Origin of the sequence: Flavobacterium johnsoniae, from assembly GCF_030388325.1 — a bacterium.
GTDB classification, from domain to species: Bacteria; Bacteroidota; Bacteroidia; order Flavobacteriales; family Flavobacteriaceae; genus Flavobacterium; species Flavobacterium johnsoniae_C.
On record NZ_CP103794.1, the window covers coordinates 2,586,972 to 2,610,451 of the forward strand.

The window sequence follows — 23,480 nt, forward strand, 5'->3', positions numbered from 1 at the left end:
GTATGCACTTATTTTAGTCGCAGCAAGAAATTATCACGGTTTAACCCAGAGGTATGATAGTGCCAGTTTACGGTCACGACTTCATTAATTATTTTTTTTAACGTATTAAAATCGCTTGGCTTTTTAATGTAAATATTTGCACCCTGGATAAAGGTATCTTCAATATCTTCCTCAGAAGAAGAGGTAGAATAAATTGCAATAATTATATCTTTTAAACGATCCGTTTTTTTGATTTCGATTAAACATTCTTTACCCGTTTTTTTAGGCATGTTCAAATCTAGAAACAAAATATCTGGAAGTTTATTGTCTGTATTATGTAGATGATCCATTAATTGCATCCCGTCGTGAACAAAACTTACATTAGTTTGTATTTTTATTTCTTCAAAAGCATCTTTAAAGAAAAGACGGTCATCTTCATCATCATCGGCAAGTAAAATGTGTAATGCGTTTTTTTGCATTTGCGTTCGGTATTTGGGTTTTTATTTTAAATTTTCTCTTCGTTTCTTAATAATTCTCTGAAAAGCAGACGGAGTAATTCCGGTTGTGTTTTTAAATTGTGTACTCAAATGCGCAACACTTGAATAGTTTAATAAAAATGCAATCTCGGTTAAACTCATTTCATTGATAATAATCAATTGTTTTGCTCTTTCAATTTTCTGCAAAATAATAAAGTTTTCTATAGAAGAGTATGTTACTTCTGAGAAAACATTTGATAAATATCCATAACTGTGATTTAGCTTTTCAGCCAAAAAAACAGAACTTTTATAATTATTGCTGTCGTCCATAAAGACCAATTCTATAATTGCGTCTTTAATTTTTTGGACTAATACACTTTTTTGATTTTCAACAACTTCAAAGCCGCATGGCGTCAATTTTTGTTTTAAATTTTCAAGTGCGTCAGCATCAATATTGTCCTCGATTTCGATTTCGCCAAAACCCAGCGTCGTAAAATTCACATTGTTCTGCTCCAAATTCAGTTTCAGATATTGAGAGCAAATAGTGTTAATGTCGAACTTTATAAATAGTTTCATTTTATAGAAATTTGGTTAAAGATACTTATTTTATTTTTGGTTACCGCTTTTAAACAGTGTAGAATTGTTAGATAATGATGTTTTTTTTAAAATAAAACCCTCAAAAAAATACCGCCTAATATTATTTATTTACTAGACGGTATTTCCTGATTGAGTTGTAAGGATTTACAAATCAGCAATGATTTTACGAACTTCATCTTTTGTTTTACCTAATTTTTGTTGAAGTTTTCCGTACATTTCGTCTTCTTTCCCTTCATCATAAAGTAAATCATCATCTGTTAAATCCGCATATTTTTGCTTCAATTTTCCTTTTAACTCATTCCAGTTTCCTTTTATCTCTGTAGTATTCATGACGTTTTTGTTTATTGTTATTAATATTGTAAAGGTCGGATTTACATTCAACTCTTTGTTACATTAATTTCAAATGCTGTTGCATAATTCTCATTTTACTTTAGTTTTTGAATAGATAATTAGTTATCAATTGTCAATTATCAATTATCAGTTAAACTTGATATCTTCTCAGTACCCAAGCCATTTTTTCGTGCTCTTGTAGTAAACCCGTAACAAAATCTGCTGAACCAACATCTTTTGTTTCTTCTTCAAATATTGGAATATAGCTTCTAAATTCTGTCACCAATTGTTCGTGGTTTTCTAAAAGTTCAGAAAGCATATGTTTTTGCGAAGCATATTCTTTTGGAGATTCTTTTAAGGTAGAATTATCGATAAACTCTTTCATTGTACCAATTGTTTTTTCTCCTAATTGACTGATGCGTTCCGCAACTTCATCGATTTGTGCTTCTAGAATTCTATATTGTTCTTCAAATAATTTATGCAATTCCATAAAACTGTTTCCAGAAATATTCCAGTGAAATTTTCTGGTTTTTACATATAAAGTCATTTCGTTAGATAAGATTGTTCCTAAAATAGAAGCACTCTTTTTTAGATTTGCAGGCGTAATTCCGATATGTGGGCTCATAATTGTCTTTTTTATGTGTTTTTTCAAAGATAAAAGAGCCTCTCTTGTTTTTTCTTATATAATTTTAGATGGAAGTTATAGGAATTCAATGTTGTAATGAATAATTAATATACTCAATGTCACCCTGAGCGAAGTCGAAGACCACAATGGCTTCGACTTCGCTCAGCCTGACAAACCTGAAACCTGAAACTTGAAACAAATTAAACCATTTACAATTCACAATTATAATTTGTAATTTTGCAGCACAAGCAAAACACAATATGACAACACAACAATTACACGAACAAATTCTTCAAAAAAAAACATTTTTATGTGTGGGTTTAGATCCTGATATGGACAAAATGCCACAACATTTATTAGATACCGAAGATCCTATTTTCGAATTCAATAAAGCAATAATCGATGCTACGCATGATCTAACTGTAGGATATAAACCAAATACAGCTTTTTTTGAGGCTTACGGAATTAAAGGTTGGATGTCTCTTCAGAAAACAATCAATTACATCAACGAAAATTATCCTGATATTTTTACAATCGCAGACGCAAAACGCGGTGATATCGGAAATACGTCTAGCATGTATGCAAAAGCCTTTTTTGAAGATTTGAATTTTGATAGTGTAACGGTTGCTCCATATATGGGAAAAGATTCTGTAGAACCTTTTTTGGCTTTCGAAAATAAACATACTATTATGTTGGCTTTGACTTCAAATGAAGGCGCTTTCGATTTTCAGACTTTGAATACTGACGGAAAAGAATTATACAAACAAGTTTTAGAAACATCTAAAACTTGGAAAAACAGCGAAAACTTAATGTACGTTGTAGGCGCTACAAAAGCAGAATATTTTGCCGAAATTAGAAAAATTGTTCCAGACAGTTTCTTGTTAGTGCCAGGAATTGGCGCTCAAGGCGGAAGCTTATCAGAAGTTTGTAAATACGGAATGAACGATAAAATTGGTCTTTTAGTAAATTCGGCAAGAGCAATTATTTACGCTTCAAAAGGAACAGATTTTGCTGAAAAGGCTAGAGAAGAAGCTTTGAAAGTGCAACAAGAAATGGAAGAGATTATTAATTTGAAGTTTCAGGTTTAAATTTTCAAGTTTACTTCGAACATAATTTTAACGCAAAGTGCGCTAAGTTTTTTCGCAAAGTTCGCAGAGATTTATCTTTTTAAATTAAAGTTTTTTAAAAGTTCTCAAAGCTTTGATAAAGCAAAACTTAAGCACTTACTTCGAGAACTTTAAAAAAACTTTTACAAGACTGCCGATAATTTCTTTGTGCGCTTTGCGAAAAAACTTAGCGCTCTTTGCGTTAAAAAAAATATCCCAATAATGAAACAACTAAAAGATCAGCTTGGTACTTTACATGAATTTGAAGCAGCTCCAAAACGAATTATTTCGCTGGTTCCTTCACAAACTGAATTATTATACGATTTAGGTTTAGAAGAAAAAATTATCGGAATTACAAAGTTCTGCGTGCATCCGTTTCATTTTAAATCTACCAAAAAGATTGTCGGCGGAACGAAGAAAATCCATTTTGAGAAAATGAAACTGCTTCAACCTGATATTATTATTTGCAATAAAGAAGAGAATACAGAAGAAATCGTAAATCAGTTAAAAGAAATTTGTCCGGTTTGGGTTACGAATATTGTTTCTATAGAAGATAATTTTCAGATGATTTCAGATTTCGGACAATTATTTAATTGCAGAACCGAAGCCCAAAAGTGGAATGATAAATTGGCTTTCGCCTTGAGCGATTTCAAAAACTATATAAAAGATATTAAAGAGAAAAAGGCAGCATATTTTATTTGGAAAAATCCTTATATGGTTGCTGGAAATGATACTTATATAAATGAGTTATTAAAACTAAATCATTTTAGGAATATTTACGAGGACAAAGGCCGTTATCCTGAAATCGAATTAAAAAAAATGCGTTTAGAAGGAGATCCAGATTTGGTTTTTCTTTCTTCAGAACCTTATCCATTTAAAGAAGAAGATGCTTTCGAAATAGGAAGATTTACACATCACGCCAAAACTATTTTTGTAGATGGCGAAATGTTCTCTTGGCACGGAAGCAGATTATTAAAGGCTTTCTCGTATTTCAAATTGCTTCACGAAAGATTGAAGAATTAGTTTTTTTGTTTCAAGTTTCAGGTTGTAAAATTTAACCGCAAAGACGCTATGAGTTACGCAAAGTTCGCAGAGTTTTTTTAGATAAAGCTTTGAGAACTTTGCGTTTTATATAAAACTTCTTAAGCAAAAAATCTTAGCGCTCTTTGCGTTTAAAACTAACCACAAAGCAAAGCAACTTGAAACCTGAAACAAAAAAATGCCGACATCTCGAAGACATCGGCATTATTTAACTAACCAAAACCAAAATAATAAATAACCAGTTTATTACATTACAAAGATCCGACATAAATCAATCTAATGCTGTTAAGATCTTGTTATTACTTTGTTGGATATTAGTTAATGTTTTAAAACTTGCAGTTTTTGTTTCAAGTTTTCTTTGTTTCAAGTTTCAAGTTTGACTTATACAACGTTGATTTTAAACGCAAAGAGCGCTAAGAATTACGCAAAGCACGCAAAGTTTTTTCATACAAAGCTTTGCGAACTTTAAAAACTTCTTTAATAAAAAAAATCTTCGCGCCCTTTGCGTTTAAAATTAAGCGGATCGTATGTCAACTTGAAACAAAGAAAACCTAAAACTTGAAACCAAACTTCATAAAAAAAGAATGCCGGCATCTCGAAGACGCCGGCATCATTTAACTAACCAAAACCAAAATAATAAATAACCAGTTTATTACATTACAAAGGTCAGACATAAATTGATGTATTGCTGTTAAGGTTTTGTTATTACTTTGTTGACCATAAGTTAAGATTTGTAAAGTAGTTGTTTTGAGCTTTCTGCAACGTTGGATAATTTTTTATTATTAAAATATAATAACAATCAATTTTGTTTATTAATATGATAACGATTAGTTTGTATATTTGGTAAAACATTAAAAATCAGCAAAATGGAAGAACACAAAAAATTAACAACTGCAACAGGAACTCCCGTTCCAGACAATCAAAACATTCAAACAGCTGGCCCTCGCGGACCTGTTTTATTACAAGATTTTTGGTTTTTAGAAAAAATGGCGCATTTTGATCGAGAAGTAATTCCCGAGAGAAGAATGCATGCTAAGGGTTCTGGTGCGTACGGAACTTTTACCGTAACACACGACATTACCAAATATTCAAAAGCAGATTTGTTTTCGGAAATTGGTAAGAAAACAGAAATGTTTGTACGTTTCTCAACTGTTGCAGGAGAAAGAGGTGCTGCTGATGCCGAAAGAGACATTCGTGGTTTTGCCATGAAATTTTACACAAACGAAGGAAATTGGGATTTGGTAGGAAACAATACTCCCGTATTCTTCTTTCGTGATCCGATGAAATTTCCTGACTTAAACCACGCGGTTAAACGTGATCCAAAAACCAACTTGAGAAGTGCTGATAACAATTGGGATTTTTGGACATTATTACCAGAAGCTTTGCATCAGGTTACCATTGTAATGAGCGACAGGGGAATTCCGAGATCATACAGAGAAATGCACGGTTTTGGAAGTCATACTTTTAGTTTCATTAATGCACAAAACGAAAGACATTGGGTTAAATTTCACTTGGTTTCGCAACAAGGAATTGAAAATCTTTCAGATGAAGAAGCCGCTTCTTTAGTAGGAAAAGATAGAGAAAGCCACCAAAGAGATTTGTTTAATGCGATTGAAGAAAGGAACTTCCCGAAATGGAAAATGTTCGTTCAAATTATGTCGGAAGAACAAGCAAAAAACTATCGTTTTCACCCATTCGATTTGACGAAAGTTTGGTTAAAAGGAGATTTCCCATTAATTCCTGTTGGAGAATTTGAGTTGAATAAAAATCCAGAAAATTATTTTGCAGAAGTAGAGCAAGCTGCCTTTAACCCAGCTCACGTGGTTCCTGGAATTGGATTTTCGCCAGATAAAATGCTTCAAGGACGTTTGTTTTCTTACGGAGATGCGCACCGTTATCGTTTAGGAGTTAATAATTATCAGATTCCAGTAAATTCATCAAGATGCCCTTATAACAGTTTCCACAGAGATGGAGCGATGCGTGTTGATGGAAATTATGGAGGTAGAAAACATTATGAGCCAAATAGTTTTGGTGAATGGCAAGATCAGCCAGAAACAAAAGAACCGCCATTGGCAATCTATGGAGATGCATATGCGCACAATTTTAGAGAAGACGATAACGATTATTTTACGCAGCCTGGATTATTATTCAATTTATTGACACCAGAGAAAAAACAGCTTTTGTTTAAAAATACTGCGGGACAAGTTGGAGGAGCACAAAAGTTTATTCAAGTTCGTCACATAAGAAATTGCTTTAAAGCTGATCCAGCTTATGGCGAAGGCGTGGCAAATGCTCTAGGAATGACAATGGCTGAAGTAGATGCTTTTGATGATCCAAGATTGAAGATAGTTGTTAGATAAAGAGACAAAGTAACAAAGGTTCAAAGCGACAAAGGTTTTGACTTGTTAATTGAATTCAAAAATAAACCCGACAAGTTTTTAAAACCTGTCGGGTTTGATTATTTAATTTGACAAGAAAAACCTTTGAACCTCTGTGGCTTTGCTACTTTGAACCTTCAAAAAAACTAAGAAAAAACAACTGTTTTGTTACTATAAACCATTGTTTTACGTTCAGAATGCAATTTTATTGCTCTTGCTAAAACTATTCTTTCTAAATCTCGTCCTTTCATAATAAAATCTTCTACAGAATGAATGTGAGAAACTCTTGCAATATCCTGTTCGATAATCGGACCTTCGTCTAATTCTTCTGTTACATAATGACTTGTTGCGCCAATAATTTTCACACCGCGTTTAAAAGCAGAATGATACGGCTTTGCTCCTGGAAAAGCAGGTAAAAACGAATGGTGAATGTTAATGATTTTATTTTCGTAAAGCGAAATCAAATTTGGAGTTATAATCTGCATGTAACGAGCTAAAACAATAAAATTGATTTCATATCTTTTTAATAATTCAATTTGTTTTGCTTCGCCTTCTTCTTTATTATCTTTTGTAAAAGGAACATAATGAAACGGAATATCAAAACGTTCTGCAATCGATCTTAAATCGTTATGATTACTAATAATTAGCGGAATTTCTATATTTAATTCACCAGCACTGTAACGTCCCAAAATATCAAAAAGACAATGGTCATATTTAGAAACAAACAAAGCCATTTTTGGTTTTTGATCCTGATTGTACAAATCCCAAGACATATCAAATTTAGATGCAAGAGCTTGTTCGAAATCATCTTTAAAACTTTCGATGGTTATTTCAGAATTGGTAAATTCACATTCCAATCTCATAAAAAACACGTTTTGTTCAACATCAACATGTTGGTCGATGTAAGTAATATTTCCGCCCACTTTAGCAATAAAAGTAGTCACTGATGCGATAATATTCTTTTGATCTTTACAGTGAATTAGAATTGTAATTTTCTGCATTTGGTTATTTTTTGGTTAGTTACAAAGTTGCAAAGGTTCAGAGTTACAGAGGTCACTTTGTATCTTGGTTACTATGAACCTTTGAACCTTCAGAAAAATCTATTTTCCATCTTGCAGAGCAAATACACTTTTTAATAAAGGCGTTGTTCTTGCAGAGATGTTATTGCGTATTTCTTTTTCTTCAACAGCAATCATTTTAAAAACTCCAGACAAAGCTTGAGTTGTGGTATAATCTGTTAAATCTGGATTTACTTTTTTGACTAGCGGAATTGTATTGTATTTTGTAATAATGTTTTTCCACACTACATCAGCGCCTACTTTTTCAAAAGAACTTTTTATTACTGGATTAAATTTTCCGTATAAGGCAGTTGTAGTGCTTCCTTGCAAATAAGTTGTTGCAGCGCTGTCATTTCCTAAAAGGATATTTTTAGCATCTGTAAATGACATATTTTTAACAGCGGTAACAAAAATTGGAGTTGCTTCTTTTACAGCATCTTCTGCGGCACGATTTAGCATTTTGATTCCTTCGTCTGCAAGAGAACTTAAACCTACTTTTCGTAAAGTTGCATCTACTTTTTGCAATTCTTCGGGCATTAAGATTTTTACAGCTTCATTTTTATAAAACCCGTCAACGGCAGTTAATTTACTCACTTGTTGAGTAATTCCTTTGTTTAAAGCTTCTTTCAATCCAGAAGCAATATCTGCATTGCCAACCGGAAGCTGTGATGCTATTTGTGGCAGCTGATTTAAAGTCTGTTGAACTTGTGCACAAGAAGTAAGCGAAAACGCAAAGGCTAATAGAATAATCTTTTTCATTATGGAGTTTTATTTAAGTTTCAAAAATACTACTTATTCAAAAACAAAGCCACAATTTTATTGCTATAGAAGAAAGATTTTGTTGGATAAATAACAGGAATCGCAATTGTTTAAAAACTGAGATAAAATGGCTTCTTCAAATGCATTTTAGTTATTTTTTTAAATTGTTTTTTATTGAAAAGTAAATCTTGAAAAGATATTTTATTTTAAGTTTGGAGTAATAAAAAAAATCATCTTATAAAAGATGATTTTTAAATTTTAATTATTTAACGATTACTAAAAGCAATTTCTTCTAAAGCTTTTGCATTACTAATTGCTTTGCTGACTTCTTGTTTTTTCATGTCGTCATTATCTCCAGTACCAGTGCTTAAAGTAAGTTCTTTTGGCATAATTGGTTTTTTGTCAAAGATTGTTGCAAATAAAAGTGCTCCTTGCATATAACCTCCATCGTTTAAAAGATGCAATGTGTTTTCGCCATAACGAAGATTGTCTTTGTTTCCTACTAAATATTTATAATTACTCTTACCATTGTAAGCATCATTAACAGCGTCGCCAACTCTCAATAAACCAGAGTTTTTGGTTGATTTTACAACTTCAAAAGCATTTTTACGAATTTCATCGTAATATTCTTTATAATCAGAATCTGTAAAAGGAGTTGGAGACATTGCTTCATAAATATAAACAGCAACATCTGGACTATTTTTACGAATTTTATCTACAATCATCTTAACATTAGTTTTATATTGGTCTAGTTCGGCTAATGCTACAGGTGTTGATTCTTGTAGAATTACATAATCGTAATAATTACCATCTTTATCTGTTTTTGCAAAATTTGCTTCTGCTTCAGAAACGTGATCATCATAAATTTTTTCAATAGAAACTCCCATTGTTACCAGTTGATCAATATTCATTGGCTGATTATTTGCTTTGCAGATTTCTCCAAATATAATTGGTGAACTAACGAAAAATTCGGTGTGACTGTTTCCTATAAATAAGATTCTTGGAGTTCCTTCTGCTTTCGGAGCTTTTGGTTTTGAAGAAGTCTCTTCACTTGAGGTCAGGTTTTCGGTAGTAGCTGATTTGTCTTTGCAAGAAGTAAAAAGAATTGCAGCAATACCGAAAAGTAAAATGTGTTTTTTCATTGTGAGTTTTAATTAAAAGATTTGCTTTTTATAAAAAAATTTTGGCAAATCTCTTTTTAAAGACTCACAATTAGAACCTCAAAAAGGCTAAAAACTAATAGTTTAAGACATAAGACTCGAAAGAATTTTAAGTTAAGATTGGTTTAAATGTTGCAGATCAGGACGATATAAAGGATTGTTGTTTTTTAACTCATTCAAAATATCCTGCGTATAATCTTTTCCGCCCTTAAACAGATAATAAATAGATTTAAGCACATAAATTGGTCCATACGGAATACTGCGGCAGCTTAAAGATAAATTTAGAAAGAAATGTTTTAAGGCGTATTTAAATGTATTTTCGTTTGGACGAATAAAATAGATGTTCGAAAGTTTAAATTTTTTGTAAAGCTTCGAAATGGTATTTGGAAAAATCACAAATTTTCCGCCCTGTTGCACCAATACATTTATTTCAAACATTGTTAGACCTTCGATGTTATTTGTTTTCATAATAGTTAGCTTTTAAGTATTATAAAATAAGTGGTATATTTTTGAGCAAAAGTCGGGAGGTTTAAGAAAATGTTTTGTCTGTAAAAGGTTTAATAGTAATAAGTTAAGGTTTTTTTTGCTTTCTAAAAAAGACTAAAAAAGAGAGAAATTACCAAAAAATGATAATTTCTCTCTAAGATTGAATAAAATTGTATTATTGAGCTACAATCGCAGTTTCGCTTGTAACTTCTTTATCTTTTTCATAAACATCTTGAAAAAATCCGATTTCGCCATTTTCATTTACTAATGAAGTAAAATACGTAATGTAGATAGGTACTTTTTTAGTTAGTTTAAAACTGTTTTCGGTTTTTCCTTCCATTGCTTTATCAATTTTTGCCTGAGTCCATTCTGGATAATCTTGCAACATAGCAACTGCTAATTCTTTAGCCATTTTTACATTAATACAACCGTGGCTAAAAGTTCTTTTTTCAAAATCGAATAACGTTTTAGAAGGCGTATCGTGCATGTAAATATCATCTGAATTTGGAAACATAAATTTTACCAAACCTAAAGAATTATCTGGACCTGGTTTTTGTCTTACTTGTCCGTTTATCATTTCCATATTTTTTTCAGCCAAATAATTTGGATCTGAAGCGATTTTAGATCTTAACTCATTTTGAACAATACTTTGTGGAACTGTCCAATACGGACTAAAAACAATTCTATCAATTTCGCCGTTAAAAATGGTAGTTTTAGTTAAAGGTGCTCCGACAAAAACAGGTGAGGTTAACTGTATTTTTCCGTTTTTAACATAGATCATTTCATAAGAAGGAACATTTACCAATACATATTCATCACTTGCAGCAATTTGAGCAGCAATCGCGCGGCATCTTTCCATATTTAACTGTAAAGTTTCCATTTTTTCAGAAAGCGGAATATTCATTTCTTTAATATGTTCTTCAGCAAGAATATAATTTGGTTTAAATCCGTTACGAACTTTATATTTCATTACAGCATCCATTAATTCTCTATCGTAAACATCACTTTTAGAATCCTGTTTTAAATCCCCCAATAAATATAAACGGGTTCTAACTTGTGCAATTGTATTAGAAACAGCATCTGGACGTAAATCTTTATATGGAACTTCAGTTTCAATAGGTTTCCATTTATGAGAACGGTCTAGTTTTTTATATTTTTTTAAAACATCTTGCAATTTATAATATTGGTCATATTCTACTTTTGCATCAAGATTTGCAGTTGCAGATGATTCTTCAATAGTGCTGTAGTTCAAGAAATCTTTAAGCATTACATCATAAGCCAATTTCTTTTTGTCAGCATTATTTTTTTTAGTGTACATTACATACAATGAGCTTAAAAGCATATCAGCATCTGTTTTAGAAATATTAGATTCTGATTTAGAATCAAATAACAGATCTATTTCTTTTTGGTAAGGAACAATTAAATCGTTAGTTTTTTTGGCTTTTTCATACAATACAGAACCAAATTCGTTAATTTCATCTTCATCAAACCAAATACTTCCAAGCGTTCTGCTTTTGTATAATGACATAATATCCGATTTGTATTTTTTTAAATCAGAATATCTTTTGAAAAAGTCATTAGCTTTCTCAGCGTTTGCAAGATCTCTATCATTGAAAACGATTGTGTGGTTTGAAGTTTTTTTATGGGAAAAATTGCTGTTTTCAATCGTATTGAAAGAAAATATAAAGAAACTCAAACCCAAAATTACGGTGAATGAATAAAATGTTTTCATTTTTTAAATTTTTACGTTATTACTTTTTTTGATGGTAAGCTTTGGTAAAAATTTGGGGCTTTTCTACAATGCTAAATTACTTTAGAAGGCCTTGAAACATGTTTTCTGATTTTATTTAAATGTTGCGAAATTGCCATGTCTTTAAGCTTTCTTTAACTATATCAATTAGTTACGTAAATTGTTACCCTTTCGGTTTACGAAATCGATTTATTTTTGTTAAGATAAGCTTAGAGGAAGAATCAAATATTAAAATATTTTGTAAATTGCCCTCATAAAATTATCATATTCATAAAATGGAACAACAAATACCATATATTCCTAAAAATAAAGTAAGAATTGTAACTGCTGCTTCACTTTTTGACGGACATGACGCTGCCATTAATATTATGCGCCGTATTATCCAGTCAACAGGAGTTGAGGTAATTCATTTAGGTCACGACCGAAGTGTCGAAGAAGTGGTAAATACTGCCATTCAAGAAGATGCCAATGCAATTGCAATGACTTCTTATCAAGGCGGACACAATGAATACTTTAAATATATGTATGATTTGCTTCGCGAAAAAGGAGCGGGGCATATTAAAATCTTCGGCGGCGGCGGCGGAGTAATTTTGCCAAGCGAAATTTCAGAATTACATGAATATGGAATTACAAGAATTTATTCTCCAGATGACGGTCGTTCTTTAGGACTTCAGGGAATGATTAATGATTTGGTTCAGCAGTCAGATTTTCCTATTGGAGATAAATTGAATGGAGAAATAGATCATATCGAAAATAAAGTTCCAACAGCAATTGCAAGATTAATCTCTGCAGCCGAGAATTTCCCTGAAATTGCAAAACCTGTTTTTGATAAAATTCATGAAAGTAATTCTGATTCTAAAATTCCAGTTTTAGGAATTACAGGAACAGGTGGAGCAGGAAAATCTTCTTTAGTTGACGAATTGGTTCGCCGTTTTCTAGTTGATTTCCCAGAAAAGACAATCGGGTTAATTTCTGTCGATCCTTCGAAAAGAAAAACAGGAGGAGCACTTTTAGGAGACAGAATCCGTATGAATGCGATTAATAATCCTCGTGTTTATATGCGTTCGCTGGCTACACGTCAGTCGAATTTAGCTTTGTCTAAATATGTAGCCGAAGCAATTCAGGTTTTGAAAGCCGCAAAATACGATTTGATTATTCTCGAAACTTCAGGAATTGGTCAGTCTGATACCGAGATTATGGATCATTCAGACGTTTCTTTATATGTAATGACGCCAGAATTTGGTGCAGCGACACAATTGGAAAAAATTGACATGCTTGATTTTGCTGATTTGGTAGCTTTAAACAAATTTGATAAACGTGGAGCATTGGATGCGTTACGCGATGTAAAAAAACAATATCAAAGAAACCATAATCTTTGGGATAAAAATCCTGAGGAAATGCCAGTCTTCGGAACAATTGCTTCGCAGTTTAACGATCCGGGAATGAACACGCTGTACAAAGCGATTATGGATAAAGTGGTAGAAAAAACCGATTCTGACTTGAAATCGACTTTTGAAATCACTAAAGAAATGAGCGAGAAGATCTTCGTGATTCCGCCAGGAAGAACACGTTATTTATCTGAAATCGCTGAGAATAACAGATCTTATGATGAAACAGCAATTGCACAGCAAAAAGTAGCACAGAAATTATACGGAATTTTCAAAACCATCGAATCGGTTTCAGGAAAAGTTCCTCAAATTACAAAAGCAGGAATAGACGATTCAACCGTTTTACCAAGCGGAATCGCAGAACACGACGAAAACAGAATCTTTTTAAATCTCTTGCTCAATCAGTTTGATAAAGTAAAAATGGACTTAGATCCATACAATTGGGAAATTATCTTGAATTGGGATGATAAAGTAGCGAAATACAAAAATCCCGTTTATTCTTTTAAAGTGCGTGACAAAGAAATCAAGATTGCAACGCATTCTGAGAGTTTATCGCATTTGCAAATTCCGAAAATTGCTTTACCTAAATATGAAGGCTGGGGCGATATTCTGCGTTGGAATTTACAGGAAAACGTTCCTGGGGAATTTCCATTTGCTTCGGGATTATATCCGTTTAAGCGTGAAGGCGAAGATCCGTCAAGAATGTTTGCGGGTGAGGGCGGACCAGAAAGAACCAATAAACGTTTTCATTATGTAAGTGCGGGAATGCCAGCAAAGCGTCTTTCGACAGCTTTTGACAGCGTTACTTTGTACGGAAACGATCCAGATTTACGTCCAGATATTTACGGAAAAATAGGAAATGCTGGAGTTTCAATCTGCTGTTTGGACGATGCTAAAAAACTATATTCAGGTTTTGATTTGGTTCATGCTTTAACATCTGTAAGTATGACGATTAATGGACCTGCACCAATGTTGTTAGGTTTCTTTATGAATGCGGCGATTGATCAGCAATGCGAATTGTACATCAAGGCAAATGAATTAGAAAAAGAAGTTGAAGCCAAAATCAACAAATTATATAAAAACAAAGGAATCGAAAGACCGAAATATCAAGGCGAACTTCCTGCTGGAAACAACGGTTTAGGATTAATGCTTTTGGGCGTAACCGGAGATCAGGTTTTGCCTTTGGAAGTTTATAATGAAATAAAAGTAAAAACGTTAGCTCAAGTTCGTGGAACAGTTCAAGCCGATATTTTAAAAGAAGATCAGGCGCAGAATACTTGTATATTCTCAACTGAATTTGCTTTGCGATTAATGGGTGACGTTCAGGAATATTTTATTACTAAAAACGTTCGTAATTTCTATTCGGTTTCGATTTCAGGATATCATATTGCTGAGGCAGGAGCAAATCCAATTACGCAATTGGCGTTTACGCTTTCTAATGGTTTCACTTACGTGGAATATTATTTGAGCCGTGGCATGAACATCAACGATTTTGGACCAAATTTATCGTTCTTCTTCTCTAATGGAGTAGATCCAGAATATTCGGTTATTGGTCGTGTGGCGCGTAAAATTTGGGCAAAAGCCATGAAAAACAAATACGGAGCCAACGAAAGAGCACAAATGCTGAAATATCATATTCAGACATCTGGACGTTCGTTGCACGCGCAGGAAATTGATTTCAACGATATTAGAACGACTTTACAGGCTTTATACGCGATTTATGACAACTGTAATTCATTGCACACCAATGCTTACGACGAAGCGATTACAACGCCAACAGAAGAATCTGTACGTCGTGCGATGGCGATTCAGCTGATTATTAATAAAGAATTAGGTTTAGCGAAAAACGAAAACCCAATTCAGGGTTCTTTCATCATCGAAGAATTGACAGATTTAGTTGAAGCTGCGGTTCTTCAAGAATTCGACAGAATTACAGAAAGAGGAGGAGTTTTGGGCGCAATGGAAACGATGTACCAAAGATCTAAAATTCAGGAAGAAAGTTTGTATTATGAAACTTTAAAACACAATGGTGATTTCCCAATTGTTGGTGTAAATACTTTCCTGAGTTCAAAAGGTTCGCCAACGGTAATTCCGGCAGAAGTTATTCGAGCTACAGAAGAAGAAAAACAATATCAAATTACGATGTTGGATAATCTGCATCAATTTCACGAAGCAAAAGTAAACGAGCATTTAAATAATTTACAACAAGCGGCTATTAAAAACGAAAATTTATTTGATCATTTAATGGAAGCTACAAAGGTTTGTTCTTTGGGGCAGATTACTTCGGCATTGTTTGAGGTTGGTGGGCAGTATAGAAGGAATATGTAATTTTGTACTTATATTTATGAAAAAACCTCTCAGAATATGAGAGGTTTTTTTGTTAAACTATCTGAAAAATGTTGGTTTTTAATTATAATATAATTTGTTCAGGATTAGTTTTCCTTTCAAAAATATCAAGTAATTCGTATGTTGTTTTATCCGTTCCGGACATAAAATGAGTATGTGAACGTCGCATATGAACAGTACAAGGATGATTTAAAAATGAAATAACAATATCTTCTGGGAGATTTGTATTTATCATTCCGGTAAATCTGTAACCATCTTCACTAACAAACTCAAATTTTGCTGTTTCCAATAATGCGCCTCTTAATATTCCATCTTCAAATATTTCTTCATCTTCTTTGTTTGCTGCATTAACTCTTACGAATCCTTTATGAATATCTTCTTCAGAAATACTCACTAGATTTGTCCCCGATACCATTTTGAGAATTGATTTTTCTTTATCAATATACTTTAAAAAATTTTTAAGATTATTTAAGTTTCTAGCAGGTGTAATTTCTAAAATTTCTTCAAATTCCTCATCACTAGTAGTTGAAGCTTCAACTAGTTCCATTACTTGATGAATTGCAGTTGAAATATCTTCTTCTGCAAAAATATCAGATGGATCAATTTGAGATAGTTCTACGCCAAATGATCCTGTAGGTAATGCCGTTAAATACAAATCTGAAATTTTAGAATTTTTTGATTTTCCTCTTTTACCAACTTTTCCATACCTTACTAAAGCAGTTTGTGTTTTAATAAGTTCTTGGAATGGTTTTAAAGCATCACTTATAAATTTTGTCTTAATGCCTTTTGAACCAATTACAGCTTTGCCACTAAAAAGAAGACTAACTTTAGGTTCATTTATGTCTTCTGGTAATTCATTTAATTGTTCGTTTAGCTCTTCCAGTTTTTTTTCTAAACTAAAAGACATGAGCGGATGATCCTTCACTAAAGAGAGTAAATGCTCAGTATCTATTATCTGGGCTTTTAATTGATCTTTATCTACAGGTAAACTCATTTTTTAAGTGATTCTAAATATTCCTTTGCTTGTTGGTCAATATCAGGAGTGTTTAATTCTATACGCAACATTCCTTTCCAAATATTTAATCTATTATGAGAAAAAAGTTGAATCCAATATCTTGCCTGTTCAATTGTTGCATCTGGGGAATATCCATAATCAATACCATAATGATCTAATTTATAAACAGTTTTAGAAAGTTTTGGATCCAAGAACTCATTAAAGTTAGTCAATATATTATTGAAAATACGATTACGTTCATCTATTGGTATAAACATTTTATAAAATGTTATTAAGTCCAAATCTTTAGGAGGTCTACTTTCACTAGATTCAATATTTTCTGTAAAACTCCCATCTAACCATTGAAATCCATCAATTATACCGAAATTATTCATCTTTTCTCTAAATGCAATATAACCTTCAAGAATTTCAATTCTTTCTTTTGAGGTTGCAAATTTAGTGCAGAATTCTAAAATGTTACATAAATATGGGCTTAAATCATTTCTATTAGTTGGATTACTAACGAAAGGAGGTATAACATTATTATGATTAAAATTTGGAATCATTGTTTATACAATAAGCTAAGTTTTTTTGTAAATATACTGATTATGAGTATTAATCCTAATTTTGTATTCATTTCAAGATTATATTGAGTAAAATTACGTAAGATAAATTCTATATTATTAAGCATTCCTTTTGTGAACGCAAAGTAACGCACGAGCGAGACGCTCGCACCAGCAAAAAAAATAAAAGCCCATAAAGTTTGTCATTTCGACCGAAGGGAGAAATCACACTAGATACTAGACAAAGAAAGTCGCCAATCTTTGCAGAATTACTTGTGTGATTTCTCCCTTCGGTCGAAATGACAATATCGCGGTAAAATTATAATGATAATAAAAAAGCAGCTTCTGGTACGAGCTGCTTTTCTAATTTTTGGGGGCAAAAAAGTGATTAACGACGGAATCCTGGGCTATGATTAGCAGAATTGTCTAATTTCACAGTTTTCACCTTCTTAGCAGCAACTTTAATTTCGTGTTTCGCAACTTTGTCGTTTGCTTTCAATTCTAGAACGTAAGTTCCAGCAGGAAAGTTTTCTAAACTAATTGTTTTTGAAACCTCTAACTTATCTGCTAAAGCGTCTCCCGCATAAAGTAAGTTGTGGTTCTCATCATAAATAGAGAAAGATGAACTCTCAACAGTGTCTAAAGTAAAGCTAACTACTTTTCCGTTTCCTGTTTTAATGTTTAATATATAGTCACCTTTTCCATCAATGGCATAGGTAAACACAGTCGCTAAAAAAAAGGCAGCAACTAAACCAGCTTTGGTAAATTTTGTCATGTTTTTTTTAATTGTTAATTACTAAATGTGGAACGCGTAAAACTACAAATACAAATTTAATTTTTAGCAAAAAAATAGCATTTTTAAACACTTAAGTTGCTGAATTAAAACTATTTCTATTCTTTGTTTGAACTATGTACGTAAATACTGGGATTGCGGATTTATTTTTTTTAAAATTTTTTCGATTTTTTTTACGGCTTAAAAATCAGATAGTTGAATTAATAAGAATATTTTTTCAGAAACCGATTTAGTGTAAAAACTACCTTTAATTTTAAGCACAAAAAAACAGCTCGTTAACCAACAAAGAGCTGTTCTTTTGACATTAAAAGTTTACTTTTTAATTTTTTCTAACCTCATTTTATACCTTTAGTATAAAATCTTAACGAGCTGCGACATTTGTATTTTTTACAAAACCAGATTTGTAAACTGATGAAACTGCATTTCTAGATAAAACAGTTGCTTCGTCAGTTACCTTTATTTCATATTTTGCTCTTTTTACATTGTCTTCAACTTCTAAGAAGTAAGTTCCTTCTGGAAATTCTTCTAAACTGAAAGTTCTCAAAATTCCTTCTTTGCCAGAAGCATTTTCAGAATAAATTAGCGTTCCGTCTTTGTCATAAATTGCTAAACTGGCTTTCTGTACTTTGTTAAGAGCGAAAGTGATCAGTTTTCCATTAGCTTTCAATACGTGAAGATTAAACTCCGACGTTCCGTCAATTGCGTATGTGCTTATTCCTGTGAAAAGCAACGCTGCTACTAAACTCATTTTTGCAATCTTTTTCATGGGACTTAATTTTTAAATTATTAGTTCTAATTCTCTGATGCTAAATTACTTATGATATACATGAAATAGCGCAACTGTGTTTTCCTATTTATATGCTATATTCTCATTTACGAAACCGTTATAGGTTAAAACTTGAATTATATTTAATGTTTTTGTTAATTCAGTTGTTATTTTTTAATGTTTCTCTTGATTTTAACTTTACAGTCGATTAAGAATTTATTTACATAATGGATTGAGGTTTTTAACGCAAAGTCCGCTAAGTTTTTTTTAAATTTTGAGACTTATAGAAAGCGCAAAGTCCGCAAAGCTTTGTGTAAAAAACTTTGCGGACTTTGCGCTTTTTCTTTGCGAACTTTGCGTTAAAAACTTTAAATAAAAAGCAAAAAAAAACAGCTCAGTAACCACAAAGAGCTGTTTTTAAAACTTTAAAAAGTTTTTAAACTTTACTAACTATCTAACCTCACTTTTTATACTGTATGAGAGTATAAAACTTTTTTAGCGTGTTGCCACACTAGTATTTTTTGCAAAACCTGGTTTGTAAACAGATGCAACAGCATTTTTAGATAAAATAGTTGCTTCGTCAGTTACAGTGATTTCGTATTTTGCTTTTTTTGTATTGTCTTCAACTTCTAAGAAGTAAGTTCCTTCTGGAAATTCTTCTAAACTGAAAGTTCTTAAAATTCCATCTTTGCCAGAAGCAGTTTCAGAATAAATTAAAGTTCCTTCTTTGTCATATATTGCTAAGTTGGCTTTTTGTGTTTGGTTAAGACCGAACGTGATCAATTTACCATTAGCTTTTAATACGTGAAGATTAAACTCCGACGTTCCATCAATTGCGTAAGTGCTAATTCCAGTGAAAAGCAACGCTGCTACTAATCTAATTTTTGCAATCTTTTTCATGGGACTTAATTTTTAAATTAATAGTTCTAATTCTCTGATGCTAAATTACTTCTGTTGTAAGTATAAAAGCGCAACTATATTTTCCTATTTATATGCTATATTTTCATTTACGAAACCGTTATATGTTAAAATTTGATTTTATTTTCATCGTTTTAGTCAATTTGGTTATTATTTTTCAAAGTTTTTCTTGATTTTAAATTTACAATAAATTAATAATTTCTTTTAAGATTGTAAGAATATGGAAAGTTCTATGATACTGAGATGCTGAATTGCAAAGTTTTTATCTGGGTTGTTTTATTAACCGCAAAGGCACAAAGATTTACGCAAAGAACGCTAGGAATTTTGATAATTGAGGTTTATAAAAAACGTAAAGTTCGCAAAGCTTTAAAATAAAACTTTGTGAACTTTGCGTAAACCTTAGCGCCTTTGCGGTTAAATAAAAAAGTATAAAGCAAAAAAAAACGGCTCAGTAACCACAAAGAGCCGTTTTTAAAACTTTTGAAAGTTTTTAACTTACTAACTATCTAACCTCACTTTTTATACTGTATTAGAGTATAAAATTTTAAGTGCCGTGAAGTAACACTTAACTTTAATATTTTCTTAGTAAACTGAAGAAACTCCTTTTGAAGACAAAACTGAGTTTTTAGAATCTACTGTAATATCGTATTTTACTTTTTTGTAGCTATCAGCAACTTCTAAGATATATTTTCCTTGTGGAAACTCTTCTAAACTGAAAGTTCTTAAAATTCCGTCTTTACCAGAAGCGTATTCAGTATATAGTACATTACCATTTGTATCATAAATGCTAATAGTAGCTTTTTGAAGTTGATTAATTCCAAATGCAATAACCTTGCCATTTCCTTTTAATACATGAAGATTTAATGCTTCATTTCCATCAATTGCATAAGTACTCATTCCAGTTAAAAGTACTGCACATACTAAACTTAATTTCATAATCTTTTTCATATTCTGTAGTATTAATTTTTTTAGTTCATTTCTCTGAGGCAAAGTTATAGCAGCATGTGTGTTATTTTAACAACTGTATTTTCCAATTTATATGCTATATTCTCATTTACGAAACCGTTATAGGTTAAAATTTGCGTTTAATGTTATGTTTCTGTTAATTTGATTGTTATTTTTCAAAGTTTATTCAAAATTTGATTCTTCTTAAAACTTCCTTATTTCCTACAAAAAATACCATATTGGCATAAAATCACACATCAAATTGTGATATTTAAAAAAAATCATGGAGAAAAAAACGAGACCTTAAAAAAAAGTCCATTTTCATGTAAAATCATCAGTGCAAAATGCTTGATTTTTATGCAAAATCATCATTTACGAAACCGTTATAGGTTAAAATTTAAATTATTTTAGGTGTTTTTGTTAAATTTGCTATTATTTTTTAAAGAAATTATCATGAAGACTATTGCCCCAGCTCTTGAAGTGATAACTAACTCATACGGAAGTTCTTTTACTTACGCCAAACACGCCGAAAAGACCAATAGCAAAGCTCATTTATGGCATTATCATCCAGAGATTGAGTTGGTTTATATTAATGGCGGGGCGGGGAAGAGACAAATAGGAAGCCATGTTTCTTATTATACCAATGGTAGTTTACTTTTAATAGGAGCTAATTTGCCTCATTGCGGATTTACAAATGAACAAACAGGAAATACAACAGAAACTGTTATTCATATAAAACCTGAATTTTTAGGAAACGATTTTTTTATCGCTCCTGAAATGAAAAAAGTTCAGAATATTTTAAAACAAGCTAAAGGCGGAATCGCTTTTGGTGGTGAAACGAAAAAAAGAATAGGAAAGAAAATCGAAATGATGGAAAATGAACCGCCATTTCAAAGATTGCTTACTCTTTTAGGAATTCTGGATGAATTAGATTCTTCGACAGAATCTACAATATTAAACGCCGACGGATTTTCATTAGAATTGCAAACTCAAGATAATGACCGTATGAATGTGGTTTTCAATTTTGTGAAAGATCATTTTCAGGAATCTATTTCGATAGATGAGGTTTCGAGTTTGGTAAGTATGACCACGCCTTCGTTTTGCCGTTATTTCAAAAAGATTTCGAATAAAACATTTACAGAATTTGTAAATGAATATAGATTGGTGCACGCTTCTAAACTTTTAGCAGAACAGCCAATTAGTATTAATGAAGTTTGTTACGAAAGCGGTTTTAATAATTTTAGCCATTTCAGTAAATCTTTCAAACAATACACAGGAAAAAGTGCATCGCAATACCGACATGAGCACAAGATTATTATTAGTTAAGAATTTATGCCACAGATTACACGGATTAAAATGATTTTTTGAAGTTTAAATTAAAATAATCCTAAGAATCATTTTAATCTGTGGCAAAAAAAATACGGAATCCGATCAGTCGCAAACTGGTCGGATTTTTCATATGTTCTATTCTGAAAAAAGTTATATTTACATTCCCTAATCAGAAAAAAAACATAAAATGAAAAAAATTAAAATGCTCTTGTCTGTCTTTTTGCTTTGTCTTACCACCATGACATATGCCGCAAAAGTAGACACTTTACAAGTTCCTAGCGTTGCTATGGGTAAAACCTACAAAGCTGCGGTAGTTTTGCCAAATTCTTATGCTAAAAGCAAAACCACTTTTCCGGTTATGTATTTATTGCACGGAGCATACGGACATTTTAGTGATTGGCTTAAAAATACTCCAAACAAAAAACTGGTTCATAATCTTGCAGATCAATACAATATGATTATTGTGATGCCAGAAGGTGAGACTTTCAGTTTTTATATTGATAGTCCTGTAAATAAAGAAAGTCAGTTTGAGACTTTTATTACTCAAGAAGTGATTCAGAAAGTAGATAAAACATATAAAACAATTGCTAATAGAAACGGAAGAGTAATCACTGGGCTTTCTATGGGCGGACATGGCGCATTGTATTTATCGGCAAGACATCCAGATTTATTTTGTGCAGCAGGAAGTATGAGCGGTGCAGTAGATATGAGTACGATGCTCAATAGAGATTCTTCAGCTCAAATTGTAAAATTAATGCAGCCAGTTTTTGGAGATAAAAGCGGTAATACTGATTTATACGAGCAAAATTCTGTTTTAAGAATGGCTGATAAATTAAAGACAAATAAACTTCCGTTAATTATAGATTGCGGTGTTGATGATTTTTTAATTGAACCAAATCGAGAATTGCACAGAAGATTGGTTTATAATAAAGTAGATCACGATTATACAGAACGTCCTGGGGCACATACTTGGGATTATTGGGAAAACTCACTTCCGTATCATGTATTATTTTTCAATAAAATACTTCTTAAGAATCAGGTGACTGCGAAAAAATAAAGTCTTTTTTTACATAAAATAAACCGAATCGCTTTTTTTGGTTTGATTTTTGGAATATCTTTATAGTATAATCCTTAAAAAAACAAGTTTATGAAAAAGATACTTACCTTATTCGCTGTTGCAGGACTAATGGCGTTTTCGAGTTGCTCGAGCAATGATGATAATATTGATTATGATACAATTAGTGAAGTTTTTGAAAGAGAAGTTGATTTTAATCCTAGTGGTTATAGTGTGACTATTCCATTAACTCCAGCTATTTATGAAAGTGATGTTGTCTTGGTTTATCATCTTTACACTGTTTCAGCTGGTAATGATGTTTGGAGACTAATTCCTCAAACTTATTATATGACAGATGGTGGTGCTTTAGATTTTAATTATGATTTTTCTATCAATAGAATAAATATATTTCTTGGTGCAGATTTTCCTTTAAGTCAACTGTCATCAGATTGGACTCAAGATCAGGTTTTTAGAATTGTTATTGTGCCAGGATCTTTTTCTGGTAAATCTGTAAATAAAGCTGACTATTCAGATTATAATGCAGTAATCAAAAGATATAATATTGATGATAGTAATGTTAAAAGAGTTAAGCTATAATTTTATTTAAAAATCATAAAAAAAGGAAATCGTAAGATTTCC

General features: G+C 31.9%; 22 protein-coding genes. 7 read left to right on the top strand and 15 right to left on the bottom strand.

Translation table 11 applies throughout. From position 1 onward, the window contains the following. Positions 1–8 precede the first annotated feature (8 nt). The 4 genes from NYQ10_RS11210 to NYQ10_RS11225 all read right to left on the bottom strand — a co-directional run bounded on the left by NYQ10_RS11210 (position 9) and on the right by NYQ10_RS11225 (position 2,007). On the bottom strand, positions 9–458 hold the full coding sequence (locus NYQ10_RS11210) for a response regulator (RefSeq protein WP_276174485.1): 450 nt from the start codon (positions 456–458) through the stop codon (positions 9–11). 21 nt (positions 459–479) lie between these two features. Next, complete coding sequence (locus NYQ10_RS11215) at positions 480–1,031, bottom strand: helix-turn-helix domain-containing protein (protein ID WP_289880880.1); 552 nt, start codon at positions 1,029–1,031, stop codon at positions 480–482. A gap of 165 nt (positions 1,032–1,196) precedes the next feature. Then, on the bottom strand, positions 1,197–1,382 hold the full coding sequence (locus NYQ10_RS11220) for a CsbD family protein (protein ID WP_276174483.1): 186 nt from the start codon (positions 1,380–1,382) through the stop codon (positions 1,197–1,199). Between the two features lie 151 nt (positions 1,383–1,533). After that, positions 1,534–2,007 carry a Dps family protein gene (locus NYQ10_RS11225; RefSeq protein ID WP_276174482.1) on the bottom strand — a complete coding sequence of 158 codons (474 nt, stop codon included), beginning with the start codon at positions 2,005–2,007 and terminating at the stop codon, positions 1,534–1,536. Between the two features lie 260 nt (positions 2,008–2,267). Between NYQ10_RS11225 and pyrF the strand changes: the two genes are divergently transcribed. The 3 genes from pyrF (at position 2,268) to NYQ10_RS11240 (ending at position 6,514) form a co-directional block, all read left to right on the top strand. Beyond that, on the top strand, positions 2,268–3,095 hold the full coding sequence (gene pyrF, locus NYQ10_RS11230) for an orotidine-5'-phosphate decarboxylase (protein ID WP_289880881.1): 828 nt from the start codon (positions 2,268–2,270) through the stop codon (positions 3,093–3,095). 240 nt (positions 3,096–3,335) lie between these two features. Then, the gene (locus NYQ10_RS11235; RefSeq protein WP_289880882.1) at positions 3,336–4,136 is read left to right on the top strand and encodes an ABC transporter substrate-binding protein; all 801 of its coding nucleotides are present in this window, start codon (positions 3,336–3,338) and stop codon (positions 4,134–4,136) included. Between the two features lie 884 nt (positions 4,137–5,020). Continuing rightward, positions 5,021–6,514, top strand: a complete 1,494-nt coding sequence (locus tag NYQ10_RS11240) for a catalase (RefSeq protein ID WP_289880884.1) — start codon at positions 5,021–5,023, stop codon at positions 6,512–6,514. A 164-nt stretch (positions 6,515–6,678) separates the two neighbouring features. On the opposite strand, the gene purU is transcribed toward NYQ10_RS11240, so the two are convergent. The 5 genes from purU to NYQ10_RS11265 form a co-directional block, all read right to left on the bottom strand. Then, positions 6,679–7,533, bottom strand: coding sequence for a formyltetrahydrofolate deformylase (purU, locus tag NYQ10_RS11245; protein WP_289880885.1), 855 nt, complete (start codon positions 7,531–7,533; stop codon positions 6,679–6,681). Positions 7,534–7,632: 99 nt separating this feature from the next. Beyond that, positions 7,633–8,349 (bottom strand): DUF4197 domain-containing protein, encoded by a 717-nt coding sequence (locus NYQ10_RS11250; RefSeq protein ID WP_289880887.1) that lies wholly within the window; start codon positions 8,347–8,349, stop codon positions 7,633–7,635. Positions 8,350–8,615: 266 nt separating this feature from the next. Beyond that, positions 8,616–9,491 (bottom strand): hypothetical protein, encoded by an 876-nt coding sequence (locus NYQ10_RS11255; protein ID WP_289880889.1) that lies wholly within the window; start codon positions 9,489–9,491, stop codon positions 8,616–8,618. Positions 9,492–9,623: 132 nt separating this feature from the next. Continuing rightward, the gene (locus NYQ10_RS11260) at positions 9,624–9,977 is read right to left on the bottom strand and encodes a hypothetical protein (RefSeq protein WP_289880890.1); all 354 of its coding nucleotides are present in this window, start codon (positions 9,975–9,977) and stop codon (positions 9,624–9,626) included. A gap of 193 nt (positions 9,978–10,170) precedes the next feature. Then, complete coding sequence (locus NYQ10_RS11265) at positions 10,171–11,727, bottom strand: L,D-transpeptidase family protein (protein ID WP_289880892.1); 1,557 nt, start codon at positions 11,725–11,727, stop codon at positions 10,171–10,173. A 293-nt stretch (positions 11,728–12,020) separates the two neighbouring features. Here NYQ10_RS11265 and NYQ10_RS11270 point away from each other — a divergent pair, with 293 nt between their 5' ends. Continuing rightward, the gene (locus tag NYQ10_RS11270; RefSeq protein ID WP_289880894.1) at positions 12,021–15,461 is read left to right on the top strand and encodes a methylmalonyl-CoA mutase family protein; all 3,441 of its coding nucleotides are present in this window, start codon (positions 12,021–12,023) and stop codon (positions 15,459–15,461) included. Positions 15,462–15,543: 82 nt separating this feature from the next. On the opposite strand, the gene NYQ10_RS11275 is transcribed toward NYQ10_RS11270, so the two are convergent. The 6 genes from NYQ10_RS11275 to NYQ10_RS11300 all read right to left on the bottom strand — a co-directional run bounded on the left by NYQ10_RS11275 (position 15,544) and on the right by NYQ10_RS11300 (position 20,461). Beyond that, positions 15,544–16,473 (bottom strand): hypothetical protein, encoded by a 930-nt coding sequence (locus NYQ10_RS11275; protein ID WP_289880896.1) that lies wholly within the window; start codon positions 16,471–16,473, stop codon positions 15,544–15,546. After that, a complete protein-coding gene (locus tag NYQ10_RS11280; protein WP_289880898.1) occupies positions 16,470–17,039 on the bottom strand; it encodes a DUF6932 family protein in 570 nt (189 codons plus the stop codon). Before NYQ10_RS11280 ends, NYQ10_RS11275 begins: the two co-directional genes overlap by 4 nt. A 385-nt stretch (positions 17,040–17,424) precedes the next feature. Beyond that, entirely contained in the window at positions 17,425–17,811 is a 387-nt protein-coding gene (locus NYQ10_RS11285; RefSeq protein WP_289880900.1) for a secretion protein, read from the bottom strand. Between the two features lie 379 nt (positions 17,812–18,190). Further along, on the bottom strand, positions 18,191–18,595 hold the full coding sequence (locus NYQ10_RS11290) for a secretion protein (protein WP_289880901.1): 405 nt from the start codon (positions 18,593–18,595) through the stop codon (positions 18,191–18,193). A gap of 495 nt (positions 18,596–19,090) precedes the next feature. Then, positions 19,091–19,495, bottom strand: a complete 405-nt coding sequence (locus NYQ10_RS11295; RefSeq protein ID WP_289880903.1) for a DUF3244 domain-containing protein — start codon at positions 19,493–19,495, stop codon at positions 19,091–19,093. Between the two features lie 600 nt (positions 19,496–20,095). Further along, the gene (locus NYQ10_RS11300; protein ID WP_289880905.1) at positions 20,096–20,461 is read right to left on the bottom strand and encodes a DUF3244 domain-containing protein; all 366 of its coding nucleotides are present in this window, start codon (positions 20,459–20,461) and stop codon (positions 20,096–20,098) included. Positions 20,462–20,911: 450 nt separating this feature from the next. Here NYQ10_RS11300 and NYQ10_RS11305 point away from each other — a divergent pair, with 450 nt between their 5' ends. The 3 genes from NYQ10_RS11305 (at position 20,912) to NYQ10_RS11315 (ending at position 23,438) form a co-directional block, all read left to right on the top strand. Beyond that, the gene (locus NYQ10_RS11305) at positions 20,912–21,784 is read left to right on the top strand and encodes an AraC family transcriptional regulator (protein WP_276174468.1); all 873 of its coding nucleotides are present in this window, start codon (positions 20,912–20,914) and stop codon (positions 21,782–21,784) included. Positions 21,785–21,974: 190 nt separating this feature from the next. After that, complete coding sequence (locus tag NYQ10_RS11310) at positions 21,975–22,844, top strand: alpha/beta hydrolase (RefSeq protein ID WP_289880907.1); 870 nt, start codon at positions 21,975–21,977, stop codon at positions 22,842–22,844. A 90-nt stretch (positions 22,845–22,934) separates the two neighbouring features. Beyond that, on the top strand, positions 22,935–23,438 hold the full coding sequence (locus tag NYQ10_RS11315; RefSeq protein ID WP_289880908.1) for a hypothetical protein: 504 nt from the start codon (positions 22,935–22,937) through the stop codon (positions 23,436–23,438). Positions 23,439–23,480: the final 42 nt, after the last annotated feature.